Genomic DNA, 12721 nt, shown 5'->3' with positions numbered 1-12721 from the left:
TCCCGAAGGCGGAAACCTCGCTTCGTGTAGTTGAGCGACGGCCGCGCTTCGCGCTTCCTCTTGTACTTCGGCATCCCGGCCCGCCGCGCCATGGGCAGCCGGTCCTTGACGTCCTTCTGCGCCTTCGCCCTCGACTTTCCGAAGTCGCGGATGCACTGCTGCTGCGGAACGCTGCTGCCCTCTCGAAGCCACCCCATACTGCTGCGAGCTTCGGTCAGCATCTTGTCGAGCTGCGCCGGACCGCACGTCCGCTTTTCGATGCCTTCAAACCGGTGCTTGTTCCACAGGTGGGTCTGCTTCGACTTCGCGCAGGACTCGTTCCAGATCCACCGGCACCGGTCCCACTCCGCCATCAGCGCGGCGAGCGTGGTCGACGACACGCGAAGCCTAAAGGTCCACCGGGCATGCCCGGCATCCTCCGTCATCGCTTCTGTCGTCATGAACATCAACCTATCTGGGAAGACTGACAGTTGAGAGCTCTTGATCGTTGTGGGCTTGCTCGCCACCGCGTCAGGTGGACGCCGGATCGCCCTGGCGGCGATCCGGCTTTCCCTGCCCTGCTCCGCAGGAGTCCGATTCCTCCCCGGCCTGAAGGCCGGGGCATCCTCGGAGGAATCAGGTGAGGGGCTTCGGTAATGGTCAGTTGGCGCTGTCTGCGTGATAGGTGCGAAGCAGGTCGTTGATGCCGTCGGTCCAGTAGTGGCCGAGGCGGCCGAGTTTGCAGATGTTGTCGGCGTTCTCGGCGGCGACGGCGAAGAGGAGGACGCGGAGTGTTCGTCCGTCGTCGGCAATGTGGTCCCTGTGACCGCAGGGCGGTTGCTTCCGGTCTCAGAGGGGCAAGAAGGGGCTCGGTGAACACCCGACAAAGGCGGTGCGGAGAATGTGGGGTGATCGGGACCGGTGTCGCCGCACGATGGGGGCATGGATGACACGACCTTGGTATCCCGCTTCCTCCGCGACGGCTTCGTGAAGCTGGAGGGTGCCGTCGCGCCGCGCGTGGCCGCGGACTGCGCGCGGCTGCTGTGGCGAGAGGCGGGCTGCGACCCGGACGATCCAGCGACGTGGACGCAGCCCGTGCACTGGGTGGCGGGCATGGCGCAGGGACCGTTCGCCGCCGCACCCAACTCCCCGTCCCTGCAGCGCGCGTACGATCTGCTCGTCGGCGCGGGATGCTGGGAGCCGCGCTACTCGCTGGGCACGTTTCCGCTGCGCTTCCCGCACGAGGAGGAACCGGACGACGCGGGCTGGCACATCGAGGGGAGCTATCTGCCGGAGGGCGAGAGGTGGTACTTCACAAATCTGCGCTCCCGGGGCCGGGCGCTGCTGATGCTGTTCCTGTTCAGCGAGGTCGGTGAGGAGGACGCCCCGACCCGGATCCGGGTCGGCTCACACCTCGACGTGCCGAAGGTGCTGGAGAAGTACGGGGAGGACGGGGCGAGCGGGCTGGCCCTTGCGCCCGACCTGGTGACGGCGTCCGACCACCGGCCACTCGCCCTCGCCACCGGGTCCCCGGGCGACGTCTTCCTGTGCCATCCGTTCCTGGTGCACGCGGCGCAACCGCACCATGGGGTGCGGCCGCGCTTCATGGCCCAGCCGCCGCTGATGCCGGCCGCACCGTACGAACTGGAGCGGGCCGACGGCGCGTACTCACCCGTGGAGATCGCGATCCGTCGGGGCCTGGGACAGGACACCCCCGGTCCGGACGGGGACGGCACCGACTGCAGCGCCGGGTAGACGTGCTTTATCCGGTCCTAGAACTGGGCAGGAGAACCAGTGCCCGGGCAGCGGCACGTCCGGCAGCGCCGCGCCAGCCGTTATCGCCCATCGGGCGAGTGCTGTCCACAACACACCAGCCTCACGACGACATGCCGGACAAGATCACGCGAAGAGACCGACACACCGTCACCCGAACGACGGGGAGATCCACAGAGCACCCGGCCAGCGATCGTGACCGTCACGAAATTCCGGCCAGACCCAATTCCGGAGGTTCCCATCAGCTTGACCACCTGCTGGAACTCCGGCCCGGTGGAGGGCCGGGTCAACCACATCAAAATGATCAAACGCCAGATGTTCGGACGAGCGAAACTTCCCCTCCTTCGGAAGCGGGTCCTGCTCACCGCAGCTCAAGGCAGCCACCGCCACCAGGCATGACCGGCCTTGATAGAACGTCCTCATGAGTTCGAACGACGACCAGATGGCGCAGGCCGAGCGCCGCTTCGGAGTCCGATTTCCCGAGGACTACCGCCACTTCCTGGCCACGGAAGGGAGCATGGCCCGGTTCGTTCCTCCTGCGGACGACTTCCTGATGATCAATGCCATTGCGGAGCTCATCGAAGTCAATGAGGCTGGCGACTTCCAGGAACGCTTCCCCGGGAGCGTCGTCATCGGCGGGGACGGAAGCCGCGAAATGCTCACCTACGACTTTCGGCAGGAACCCCCGCCTCTGGTCTTGCTCGACGTCTCCGCTCAGGACTGGTCGTCCGCCATCCACCAGGCAACTTCGTTCTCTGCCCTGCTTGAGCAGTTCTCCGAAACCGGATGGAAATGGGACGACTCTGAGCCCTCGCCTTCCTGACAGGCGTCCTCACGGAATTTGTGCCTGATCCGAGTTCCGACAGCAACTGTTCACCATCTCGGGAGGCGGTCGGTTTGGTTCCTGGTCGATGTCCACGAGAACGGGCAGCACGGCCCGGCGTCCGTGTGGCGGGTTTGACCCTTCTGGGTCCGGGGCGTTTGTTGTCGAGTTGAAGCGGCGACGGGCGCCGGCCGGAACTCTGGGAGCTGGCCCGGCAGTGGAGCAGCCGAAGTCCGCCGCCCCACACCATCGGCTCCTCGGGCCGGGTGGCAGCCCTGCGCAGCGGATGGCTACCGGTGGTTTGTTGACGGCGGGCCCGTGCGGGAGTAGGCCGTGAGGTGAAGGCTTCAACTACGGCCTGGGGAGACTGAGATGATGATGCGGCTTCAGTGTCCGCCCGCGCCCGGTCCGCTGGCGTACGCCGCCGATTTCGACGATCTCTTCGGGACTCTGGCCCAGCGGCGCGGGTTTCGTGAGTACCTGGCCGGGCTGCTGCTGCCCCGCGATCGCAACAAGACGCTGACGTGCCTGGCCGGCGCCGAACCGGTGGCCGGTGCCCAGCATGCGGCGGTGCAGCGGCTGCAGTTCTTCCTGTCCGAGTCGACCTGGGTCCAGGAAGCGGTCAACGCCCGCCGCCTGGAACTGCTGCTGGCTGACCCGGCCACTGCCCCGCACCCGGGCGGGGTGCTGGTGATCGATGATTCTGGGGACCGCAAGGACGGCACGGCCACGGCGCATGTGGGCAAGCAGTATCTCGGCTCGGTCGGGAAGATCGACCGTGGTGTGGTCACCGTGACCACGTGCTGGGCGGTCGAGCGCGTCTACTACCCGGTGCATGCTTGTCCCTATACCCCGGCCCATCACTTCCCCCGGGCAAGAACGATCCGGGTTTCCACACCAAACTGCAGATCGCGGCTGATCTGGCCGCCGAGGCCAAGTCGGCCGGGCTGGTCTTCCGCGCGGTGGCCACCGACTGCGCCTACGGCGACCAGGACAGCTTCCGCGCCGCCCTGCACGCCGCCGGCCTGCCGTTCGTGATGGCCCTCAAGCCCCGGCACGGCACCTGGGCCTATGGCCCCGACGCCCACACTCCCGTCGACACTGCCCGCCTCCTGGCCTGGCGGGATGCGCAACATCCCGGTGACTGGTCGCGTATCGAGCGCACGTTCCGCGAGGGGCACACCGCCACCTGGTGGGCGGCCGAGGCCCGACTGGGCTGGTGGGGCTCGGACGGGAACGTCCGCCTGGTGGTGGCCACCGCGGACCCGGCCACCCTACCGGCGAAGGCAACCTGGTACCTGGCCACCGACCTGCCCCGCCCGGACTCCCCGCGCGTCGCCGAATCGCCCTACCCGCCCGCCGCGCTGGCCGAGATCGTGCGGATCTACGGGCTGCGGCACTGGGTCGAGCAGAGCTACAAACAGGTCAAGGACGAACTCGGCTGGGCCGACTTCCAGGTCCGCTCCGACGCCGGCGTCCGGCGCCACCAGACCCTCGTGAACTGCGCGTTCAGCTTCTGCTGGAACACCTGGTTCACCCCGCCCCCGCCCGATCCAGCCGACCCGCGACCCGGGCCTGACGCACTGTCAGGACCGGCAGAGAGGGGGAGAACCGGGGTCCCAGCAGCCCCAACCGACCTGCTGGCCCCAGGTACTCCGGGCCGTCCGTGGCTGGCTGACGCCCTGGTCCATCCTGCAACGCTACTGGAGGGGATGGTCGACGAAGCCCCCGCCCGCAGCACTCCAGGAACTGATCAACACCGTCGGCACCGGCAGACCTCTTGATCTCTACTGCCCGGTCTAACAAACCACCGCTAGTGCCGGATCAGACAACGTTTGCCCTGTCGTGATGTGACGAGCAACGACCGGCTCATCGATGCCCTGATTGCCCAGGCCTTCTCCGCGCTGCGGGTCTCCTCCGGCGCCAGGGCCTACTACGAGCAGCAACGCGCCCGCGGCATCGAATTCAACGCCGCCCTGCGCCAACTCGCCAACCGGCTCGTTGGCATCCTGTACGGCTGCCTGAAAACCGGCACACCGTATGACGAGGCGACAGCTTGGTCCCACCGAGCCCACGCACTCGCCGCTTGACACTCCAGCTCAGCTGAGACCGCGTCCACCGCCAGCACTAAAATAGCTCGTCGCGGGCACCAGGGATTCGGCAGGATGTCGAGCATGGATCGGGTGTTCGCAATCGCGTGGCAGTACGTCGTCGGTCTTGTCTCGCCCGAGGACCTGCCGATGGAGGCGGCTCAGTTGCTGGCCGTCGGCTTGGATTCTCCCGCACTGCGTGACCTGGCGGGACGTTCCCGACGCGACGACACCGCCGAGATCAGAGGACTGTTCCGGCAAGCCGTAGGCGAGCTCGGCACTGCCATCCCCGACGAGGAGACCGCCGAACGCTGCCTTCTCCATTACCTGGCAGGCCAACTGGCGGCCGGCGCCATGACGCCCGGAGAGGTGCAGCCAGGGTCTGGCAGGGCCTGACAGCAGCGCAAACCGGTCCCGAACGCGCGTTTCTTCAGGCTGTGGGCGACGAGTACCACGTCGACTTCATCTCGGGCGAGCATCCTGACGCCTTCCACGCTTGGGAGACCGCGCTCCGCTCGGCAGAGCGGAGCGGCTCAACCAGACAACCTCCGCCGAGGTCAGCGCCCTCCACGAAAGATCACGCTCGGCAGCAGGCTGACCACAGCCAAGACGGCGGGACCCGTTCCCGGACCGCCTGGTCCCGCCGGCCCCACGCACTCGCTGTTTGACAGGCCAGCTCATGGGAAGTCTGCCAAGTCGATGTGTTCGGTTCCGACCGGTGACTGGTGGGGGCAACCGGCTTGGGTTGCCCGTGAGCTGGGGGGTCCCTTCGTACTTCGAGTTCTACCGCTCGCCGGACGCCCCCCGACGGTGTCGGGCTGCACCACGGCGGCCCAACCTGCTGGCGCTGCGCACCTTTTCGAAGGCGTACGGGCTAGCCGGGCTGCGCGTGGAGGCGGAACTCTTCGAGCGGGTGGAACGGATCGTCGCGGAGCGGGGGCGGACCCGCGAGGCGCTCCTCGGACTCGGCTGGGATGTGCTGCCCAGTGAGACCAACTTCCTGTGGCTGCCGACGGGCGATGCCTCGGAGTCGGTGGCTCAGGAGTGGGAACGGCGCGGTCTGCTGGTCCGAGCCTTCCCGGGCAGCGGCCTGCGGGTGACCGTGGGCAGCCCCAAGGCGAACGACCTGCTGATCGCGGCGGCCCCTCTGCCTGTTCTCGCGTATATGTGCATCGCAGTCAACTGTGCGTCGTCCTCCTTCTCGCCGCGAAGGATACCCGAGTGCCTTCCGGCAGAGCAGCAGCGCCAGGTAGGCGGTACGCCGGTCAGGTCTCAATCACTGCATCGCAGTCGGGGCAGATCACGGATGCATACTCCGTGGGGTACCAGGGCGCCCCGGAGTACTCGGAGAGCTTCCAGTCGGCCGTCTCCATGGCGAAGGTGTCCTTGCCGCAGAGAGTCCGCGGTCCGGTCGTGGCGGGTGCTCCTGGGGCGGAGGGCGCCGCGTGCACCCTACGGACGGGCCGTTCCGCACCAGCCGGTGTCCGCAGGGAAGAGCGCGTGGCCATCGGCTTGTCGAGCTCGTACACGACGACGATGTCGCTCATGCCTCCACAGTAGCCCGCCGCGCGGCCGTCCCGCCCGCAGCCTCGATCCGGTGCTCATCCAGCCCCGTCCACCGGTTCGAGCCCGGTCACATCGAACTCCACCCTGATCTCGTCGGCCAGCCGCAACGCACCCAGGAACGCGGTGTAGGGCTTGATTCCCCAGGTGGATTGAGTGACGGTCGCCCAGCCGTGCAACAGTCTGTCGTCGTTGCTCTTCCCGTGCACCGTCACCGGGTGGATCCGGGCCTTGATGGTGAGCTCGCCGGTGATCTCGAAGGACTGCGGAGTTCCCGTGATACGGGTGGAACGGAAGGTGATCGTGGGGTGCTCTGCGGTGTGCAGCAGAGCACTGCCCTCGAGAGTCCGTTTGATTTCGGCCCGGTCGGCATCGGTGAGCGCCTTCAGCCCGCCCGTTCCCTCCCGGACCTCCAACGAGCCCGTCTCGACCGTCACACTCACCGACGACCCATCGGGGTCGGCGACGGCCACCACCGCCTCCCCGGACCATCGGGTGGCCTCGATCGTGAGGTCGTGCCCTGCCCTGCGGCCCAGCCCGGCGCGGCTGGTCCTGATCAAGAGGCGGCCGGTCGACGGCCCGAGCCGGTACGTTCCGTCTGCCAGCGTCACAGTGCCGAGGGTACGGGCGGATACGGCCGTCGCTGGCGAAGCAGTCCGGTCGGCGTGTCCCTCGTATGTCCAGTTGGCACCGCGCCGCAGCAGGGCCGGATGCCCAGGTCGCGGCCACTGCCCGCCCGTCCGACCTCTCATCAGCGTCTGCAACGGCGCCTCTCGGGCCCGGTGACACACCCCCCCAGGTCATCGGTTCCAATGCCGTTGCTTTAGCGGTCGTTCCCACCGGTGGTGCAGGGTGACGACGACGGGTGGACGGTGGCGGCTGCTGGGTTCGCCGGGAGCCTTGCTGCCGTAGCCGGTGATACATGACCGGATCTTGCGGGGGCGGTCACGGGGCCGGCGGCGAGGCAGGAGACTGTGGCCGATCTCGGCGAGTTACGAACACAGCCGTGCAGTGGAAGACCTGGCTTCTGGCGCCAGACGTCGAACTACTGAGGGTCTCCGAAGTGGCAGGCCACCAGATCGCAGAAGACGTCTGGTACACCGCCAACGCGGAGTGGTTGCTCTACGGGGCCACGTTCGCCGGCGAGGACAACCTCCTCCAGCGAGTAGCGTGCACATGGACGATGAAGATCCTCTTCTCGACCGACGGTGAAGTTGGCGCACCCACGCTCCTGACCACAGAAGAGCCCCACGTACCGGATGCCGCCGACGAGCGCTGTCTGGCAGCCCTCAAGCGTTTGAAGGCGAAGGCGGTACGCGAGGTGACTCATCTTGTTCAGCGCACCAGCGAAGGCCTGGAGCCCCTTGTTCGTCCGGGGCTCGACCTGACCGGACTCCTTCCGAAGTACGACTTCACCTCGATCACGTCGAAGCTCGACATCGCTGCACTCCGCCCGAGGGATGACATCACGGCAAAGCTGGACATCGCCTCGCTCATCCCCGGATTCGGCGTCAGTTCGATTCTCCCGAAAATCGACATCACTTCACTTCTGCCCAAGTACGACGTCACGCCGAAACTGAACATTGCATCGCTGTCGACTCCGCAGTCGCAGCGCTTGGACTCCGCCCAGAAACGCTCACGCCCTGAGCAGGAAGCAGCGGAGCAGGGCGACAACGACCATACAGACGATGGCGGTTCTGACGAGCCGGAGCAGGCGTAGTCCTGAGCACGGCAACCACCGGGCCCCTCAGGACGTCGCATCGCGCAGGTCGCCCTCCCGCCCGCCGGCGGGCGCCTAGCGGCCGTCTTCCCGACTCCTACTGGGCGCGGCCGCAGCCACGCTGAGAACTGGCACAGGGATGCGTTCACTCCGCCGGACGCCCTGACCCAGACTCACGAATGGAAACCCGCCTTCGAGTGGCGGATGCCAAAGTTCGGCAGCCCCTGGTCGCAGAGCGGCGCCGAGCGCACGGAGACGGCCGACGCCTTCGCCGCGCTGCGGGAGTGACCCCCAGCTGGAACGACTAGCGGATCTCGTCCGGCACCACCGTCAGCCACCGCTTGTCCGCGGTCACCTTCTGCCCCAGCTCCCGCTGCCGGTCGGCGTTCTTCCGCTTCATCCCGTCCAGTTGCTTCATGTACTTGTCCTTGCGGTTGACCCAGACCCGCGCCCCGCCGTGCTCCACGTCCGCCGAGTGGAACAGCATCGGGCCGTCGCTCACCGGGGTGTCGCCCGCCACGAGGACGGGCTTCTTCCACTCGTCGATGTACGTGTTGATGGCCGCGGGCTTGCCCTGGTACCAGGTCAGCGGCGCCCACAGGTTCGGCGTCAACTCATGCCCGGCGAGCTTCTTCTCGTCGAAGCGGCCCTCCGCGATCTCCTTGCGGGAGCTGGTGACCTCGCCCGTGTCGCGGTCCTTGAGTTGCATGGAGACGCCGATGACGTTCTCGGGCTTCACGTTGTAGCCGTACTTGGGGTCGGACAGGACCATCCGTACGAGGTCCTCGCTGGCCGCGCTGACGACGTAGACCTCGATGCCGTGCGCGCGCAGGGACTTGTAGAGCTCCTGCATGCCGGTGAAGAACTCGGGCGCCTCGACCTCGGTCTTCGTCAGCTTCCCGTCCTCGTAGTACTCGGCGGGGATGGGATTGTCGTAGGCGAGGAGGTCGTCGACGTGCCCCTTGAGCTGCTTCAGCGTGAAACCGGAGAAGATCTGCGCGACCCACGGGTAGCAGACCTGGTCGTCGACCTCACAGAGCCGGTTGTAGTAGCTGTAGAGGCTCTCCTTGTGCTTCGCCGTGTCCTTGAAGGGGATGATCTTCAGCGACGGGTCCATCGACTTGCGGGTCAGCAGCCCCTTCATCTCCAGGAAGGGGAGGAGGGATTCCTCCAGGTCGTTGCGGTACGTCGTGTTGTCCGCGTCGAAGACGGCATACGCACCCTTGTGGTCGTTCTTCGCGATGACCTTGCCCAGCTTCGTCGCGACCGGCTTGGGCCAGTGCGGCAGCTCGGCCGCCGTCTTCGCGGAGGCGTCCGCGGCCGTCGCGTCCGTGCTCGGCCACAGGGCCGTCCCCGCGAGTACCGCCGCGGTGAGCGCGCCTGCCGTGCCGAGTACGGCCAGTTTGCCCTTTGCCTTTACTGCCATGTTGTTCTGCCCCCTGAGAGCGGTCTGCGCCCCGTCCGGAGCGGCGGGTCATCGTACGAGGTCGGACAGCGGATTCCCATGATCGACATCACCGGACGTAGCGGGCATGGGATGCCCGCGCGCGGGTAGTCGCATCGGATGCCCCTCGGGTGCTCGGCGGATGCTCATCGGGCGCCAGGACCTGCTTCGGCGCCCCGCCCCTCGCATACTGGAAGGCATGGAGACCGTCTCCCGGGAGTTCGTGCGGGCCGCCCCGCGGCTCGACGGCATGGTGGTGTCCGCGGTCGGCTACCGCACGGAGGGTGAGCGGCCCGGCCTGCACCGCAGTCTGCCGTCCCCGTATCTGACGCTGATCTTCTCGCTGGACTGGTCGACGCGCTCCCGGACGACAACTCGGCCCACCTGGTCGGCCCGTACCCCGAGATGGGCCCACCGGTGACGACCGGTGGCGCGCGCCCGTGTCGCCCCGTCAAGGGCGCCTACGGGGAAGGCAGAACGGAATACGCCGGAAACAGGCAACAGGACTTGGCGAAGGCGCCACGCCTGCACTCTGATCCCAGCTGAGTCTCATGTTCCCTCGATCCCTTCCAGGAACGGGATGATCGCATCGATGAAGTGCTCGTTCCGATCGCCGGCCACCATGTGCCCCGCGTCGGCCACATCGACGCGCCGCGCGTGGGGAACCCTGTCACAGAACTGCTCGGCGATGTCGTCGCGCACTACGTCGCTGATTCCTCCGCGGACGAGCAGGATCGGCACGTCCGTGTGGCGCGCGGCGTCGAGGAGACGCTCCGCCATGCCGGGCGGGTCCATCCGGTCCTCGAAGCTGTCCAGTAGCCGGGGGTCCCAGTGCCAGACCCAGCGATCGCCGTGGCGTCGCAGGTTGTTCCGTATCCCCTCGGGGTCGTCCGGGCGTGGGCGGTGCGGCAGGTGGGCGGACACCGCCGCGGCCGCTTCCCCGACGCTGGCGAATCCGTCCGGCCGGCGGCGCATGAACTCGACGATCCGGCGGACCCCCCGGGGATCCGGTCGATGGGCGACGTCGACAAGCACCAGAGCGCGAATCGCAGCCCTGGGTGCTTCTCCGGCGGCGAGCAACGAACTCAGGCCACCGAGCGAGGCACCAATGAGCACCGGCCGGTCGCCGAGTTCAGCGACGAGCGCCCGGACGTCCTCGGCGAACAGGTCGAGGTCGTAATCACCATCGGCTGACCATTCGCTGGTGCCATGCCCCCGCAGGTCCGGGGTGATGACCCGCCACCCCAGTGTGGCCAGTCGAGGGCCGGTCCGGTCCCAGGCGTGTCGCGTCTGGCCGCCGCCGTGCAGCAGGACAAGAGGGGGCGAGGACGCCTCGCCCCACACATCCGCCGCGAGGAGGATGCCGCCGCGGCCCACGAAGCTTCGGGGCCGTGGCAGTGCGCCGGCCGTCATACCGCGCCTCGGGTTCGCAGCGGCGCCAGCAGCTGGTCGCGGTAGGGATCCGTGGCCGCCGCGGCGAGCGCGACGTCCAGCGCGAACAGAGCCCGCGCGAGGAACCGGTCGTCATCGATCAGGGCGGCGACCCACTGATGCAGCGCACCCACGCACGAGGTGCCGACAACGGCGGCCAACGCGTCGGTGTCGATGTCGGCGCGCAAGAGGCCCTGCGTCCGTGCATCCGCCATCGCCTGGCGGAGCTGGGTGAGCGGACTGCGGTCGAACACGAGGCCGCTGGCCTGCCACTCACGCACCATGCGACGCGACACGACCGGGTCGCCCACGAACAGTTCGACGGTCGACCTGACGACGTCCCGCGGGTCACCGGCTCCCAGCGCCGCCAGGCGGCGCTCGAGTTCGTCCATGAACCCGGCGGCGAGTGCCGCCCAGATCTTGTCGCGCGACCCGATCAGGTTGTACACGGTGGCCGGGGCGACCTGCGCTCGCTCGGCGATCCGCTCGGTACTGATCACCGATTCCGGGCTCTCCCGCAGGAGTTCACGCGTCGCCTCGAGGATCCGGATCCGTCGCTGGGCCTTGTGCTGCTCACGCAGCCCCCCTTCGACCGTCCGCATACGCGCACACCCCTCGCCGAATTTTTAGAGAGTACTCTAAATTTAGACGTTCCTCTGGATGTGTCAAGCGTTGGAGGTAGCGCCGCAGACCGCTGCGAGGCCGAGCTGGCCTGCCCAGCGCGGGCCGTACGCCGCAGCCGCGTAGATCACCACCGACGGGGTCTCGGCGTGGCTGGAGGTCAACACCTTGCCCGGCCTGTCACGGCAGGGAAATCTCGCCCGCATGGCGGAGGCAGCCGGACACACCTACGAACAGCTCCTGATCCACATCATGCGCGCAGTACGGCATGCCGTACGGCCGCAGCCAGGGCATCGGTGGGGATGATGTGGTCAAGGCTGGCGGCGACGTTCCAGGCCCTGCGGCCCTGGAGGGTCTCCCTCTTGCAGGTCGCGTTCCAGCTCTCCGCGAGCGCGTTGTCCGCCGAGCTGCCGACGGCGCTCGTGGACTGGATCACACCCGCCCGGCGGCAGGCGTCGGCGAACGCCCGGCTCGTGTACTGCGCTCCGTGGTCCGTGTGCATCCGCTTGAGTGGTGTCGGGATCCGTCGTCATGAGTTGGTCTCGCCGGTGGTGAGGGGTGACCGCCGGCTGGCGTACGGAGTGAATGTGGCGGGAGAGTGGTCGATCGGCAGGTCTGGACGCCAGGCGGTGAGCACTTGCCCGCTGCACACAAACAGGCCCTCGGGTAGCTGTTGCGGTGGGAACCAGCGCCAGGAGCCCACGCTCTCACCGGGCTGGTCGGCCGACTCGCCCTCCCAGGCGGTGACGACCGCGGCCACCGTCATCCGTACGACACCTTCAACGTGGTCGAGCAGCGTACCCAGCAGGACTACATCCTCGGCGCGAGCCTTGAGTCCTGTCTCTTCGCGGAGTTCGCGCACGACGGCCTTCTCCAGCGTTTCGCCCGGCTCCACGGTCCCGCCGGGCAGTTCCCACGTTCCCCTGCGATGGCGCCCCAGTAGCACGCCCCGCGGACCGTGCACGATTGCGCCGACACCCAGGGCGGCATGCGCGATGGGTGGTCGGATGCTGCGCGGGCGCGAGGAGACGCGGGCTCGTCGGCGGGCGTGAAAGAGCCGGTACGAGACGTGGTTGTCGCTGTCCGGCGAGTTGAGGACGTCGATGGACTCCACGAGGAGACCCTGCTCGACGAGCAGGGTCTCCCACAAGTCCGGGCTGAGCACCCACATGCGCACGGTGAGTTCGCCTCCTCCGGCCAGAGGGAGGGTCTCGGGGCGGGCGCTGACATTCGGGGTGGGACCGTGGCCGAGGGAGTTAGGCACTGTTTCTCGGATC

Annotated in this window: 15 protein-coding genes and 2 pseudogenes; 8 read left to right on the top strand and 9 right to left on the bottom strand. The window is 67.7% G+C overall.

What is annotated here, in order from left to right; genetic code table 11:
• Positions 1-440: pseudogene (locus tag J7I98_RS37525) on the bottom strand (RNA-guided endonuclease TnpB family protein); the annotation flags it as partial.
• A gap of 481 nt (positions 441-921) precedes the next feature.
• Here J7I98_RS37525 and J7I98_RS37520 point away from each other — a divergent pair.
• The 6 genes from J7I98_RS37520 (at position 922) to J7I98_RS37500 (ending at position 5061) form a co-directional block, all read left to right on the top strand.
• Positions 922-1734, top strand: a complete 813-nt coding sequence (locus tag J7I98_RS37520; protein WP_214929550.1) for a phytanoyl-CoA dioxygenase family protein — start codon at positions 922-924, stop codon at positions 1732-1734.
• A gap of 439 nt (positions 1735-2173) precedes the next feature.
• Positions 2174-2575: an SMI1/KNR4 family protein gene (locus J7I98_RS37515; protein ID WP_214929549.1), complete on the top strand. Its 402-nt coding sequence runs from the start codon at positions 2174-2176 to the stop codon at positions 2573-2575.
• A gap of 372 nt (positions 2576-2947) precedes the next feature.
• Positions 2948-3613: a transposase gene (locus J7I98_RS43190; protein ID WP_374225216.1), complete on the top strand. Its 666-nt coding sequence runs from the start codon at positions 2948-2950 to the stop codon at positions 3611-3613.
• Positions 3496-4359, top strand: coding sequence for a hypothetical protein (locus tag J7I98_RS43185; protein WP_374225217.1), 864 nt, complete (start codon positions 3496-3498; stop codon positions 4357-4359). Before J7I98_RS43190 ends, J7I98_RS43185 begins: the two co-directional genes overlap by 118 nt.
• Before the next feature lie 66 nt (positions 4360-4425).
• Positions 4426-4665 carry a hypothetical protein gene (locus J7I98_RS37505; protein WP_214929548.1) on the top strand — a complete coding sequence of 80 codons (240 nt, stop codon included), beginning with the start codon at positions 4426-4428 and terminating at the stop codon, positions 4663-4665.
• 75 nt (positions 4666-4740) lie between these two features.
• Entirely contained in the window at positions 4741-5061 is a 321-nt protein-coding gene (locus J7I98_RS37500) for a hypothetical protein (RefSeq protein WP_214929547.1), read from the top strand.
• An 869-nt stretch (positions 5062-5930) separates the two neighbouring features.
• Here J7I98_RS37500 and J7I98_RS37495 read toward each other — a convergent pair.
• Positions 5931-6212: a hypothetical protein gene (locus J7I98_RS37495; protein WP_214929546.1), complete on the bottom strand. Its 282-nt coding sequence runs from the start codon at positions 6210-6212 to the stop codon at positions 5931-5933.
• Between the two features lie 54 nt (positions 6213-6266).
• Positions 6267-6839 carry a YceI family protein gene (locus tag J7I98_RS37490; RefSeq protein ID WP_308378072.1) on the bottom strand — a complete coding sequence of 191 codons (573 nt, stop codon included), beginning with the start codon at positions 6837-6839 and terminating at the stop codon, positions 6267-6269.
• 395 nt (positions 6840-7234) lie between these two features.
• Between J7I98_RS37490 and J7I98_RS37485 the strand changes: the two genes are divergently transcribed.
• Positions 7235-7948, top strand: coding sequence for a hypothetical protein (locus J7I98_RS37485; RefSeq protein ID WP_214929544.1), 714 nt, complete (start codon positions 7235-7237; stop codon positions 7946-7948).
• Between the two features lie 304 nt (positions 7949-8252).
• Here J7I98_RS37485 and J7I98_RS37480 read toward each other — a convergent pair whose 3' ends face one another.
• On the bottom strand, positions 8253-9374 hold the full coding sequence (locus tag J7I98_RS37480) for a haloacid dehalogenase-like hydrolase (RefSeq protein ID WP_251021768.1): 1122 nt from the start codon (positions 9372-9374) through the stop codon (positions 8253-8255).
• A gap of 217 nt (positions 9375-9591) precedes the next feature.
• On the opposite strand from J7I98_RS37480, the gene J7I98_RS37475 reads away from it, so the two are divergent.
• Positions 9592-9813, top strand: a complete 222-nt coding sequence (locus J7I98_RS37475; protein WP_251021767.1) for a hypothetical protein — start codon at positions 9592-9594, stop codon at positions 9811-9813.
• Between the two features lie 128 nt (positions 9814-9941).
• Here the strand turns inward: J7I98_RS37475 and J7I98_RS37470 are convergent, their stop codons facing one another.
• From J7I98_RS37470 to J7I98_RS37450, 5 genes and pseudogenes are all read right to left on the bottom strand, one after another.
• Positions 9942-10769: an alpha/beta fold hydrolase gene (locus tag J7I98_RS37470; RefSeq protein WP_214929543.1), complete on the bottom strand. Its 828-nt coding sequence runs from the start codon at positions 10767-10769 to the stop codon at positions 9942-9944.
• 32 nt (positions 10770-10801) lie between these two features.
• The gene (locus J7I98_RS37465; protein ID WP_214929542.1) at positions 10802-11425 is read right to left on the bottom strand and encodes a TetR/AcrR family transcriptional regulator; all 624 of its coding nucleotides are present in this window, start codon (positions 11423-11425) and stop codon (positions 10802-10804) included.
• A 63-nt stretch (positions 11426-11488) separates the two neighbouring features.
• On the bottom strand, positions 11489-11611 hold the full coding sequence (locus J7I98_RS42415; RefSeq protein ID WP_285438138.1) for a hypothetical protein: 123 nt from the start codon (positions 11609-11611) through the stop codon (positions 11489-11491).
• A 155-nt stretch (positions 11612-11766) separates the two neighbouring features.
• Positions 11767-11943: pseudogene (locus J7I98_RS41870) on the bottom strand (IS3 family transposase); the annotation flags it as partial.
• A gap of 30 nt (positions 11944-11973) precedes the next feature.
• Positions 11974-12721 (bottom strand): NUDIX hydrolase (locus tag J7I98_RS37450; protein WP_251021764.1); only part of this gene is annotated, 748 nt, incomplete at its 5' end.

Origin of the sequence: Streptomyces sp. ISL-98 (assembly GCF_018614055.1) — a bacterium.
Lineage (GTDB): Bacteria > Actinomycetota > Actinomycetes > Streptomycetales > Streptomycetaceae > Streptomyces > Streptomyces spiramyceticus.
The sequence above is the reverse complement of the archived record's forward strand: the minus strand, read 5'-3'. Positions and strand labels throughout refer to the sequence as shown.

Coding starts and splice junctions, on each gene's coding strand:
- J7I98_RS37475 (WP_251021767.1), top strand. CDS start 9,592: ATGGAGACCGTCTCCCGGGAGTTCGTGCGGGCCGCCCCGCGGCTCGAC.
- J7I98_RS37520 (WP_214929550.1), top strand. CDS start 922: ATGGATGACACGACCTTGGTATCCCGCTTCCTCCGCGACGGCTTCGTG.
- J7I98_RS37515 (WP_214929549.1), top strand. CDS start 2,174: ATGAGTTCGAACGACGACCAGATGGCGCAGGCCGAGCGCCGCTTCGGA.
- J7I98_RS37500 (WP_214929547.1), top strand. CDS start 4,741: ATGTCGAGCATGGATCGGGTGTTCGCAATCGCGTGGCAGTACGTCGTC.
- J7I98_RS43190 (WP_374225216.1), top strand. CDS start 2,948: ATGATGATGCGGCTTCAGTGTCCGCCCGCGCCCGGTCCGCTGGCGTAC.
- J7I98_RS37465 (WP_214929542.1), bottom strand. CDS start 11,425: ATGCGGACGGTCGAAGGGGGGCTGCGTGAGCAGCACAAGGCCCAGCGA.
- J7I98_RS37495 (WP_214929546.1), bottom strand. CDS start 6,212: ATGAGCGACATCGTCGTCGTGTACGAGCTCGACAAGCCGATGGCCACG.
- J7I98_RS37480 (WP_251021768.1), bottom strand. CDS start 9,374: ATGGCAGTAAAGGCAAAGGGCAAACTGGCCGTACTCGGCACGGCAGGC.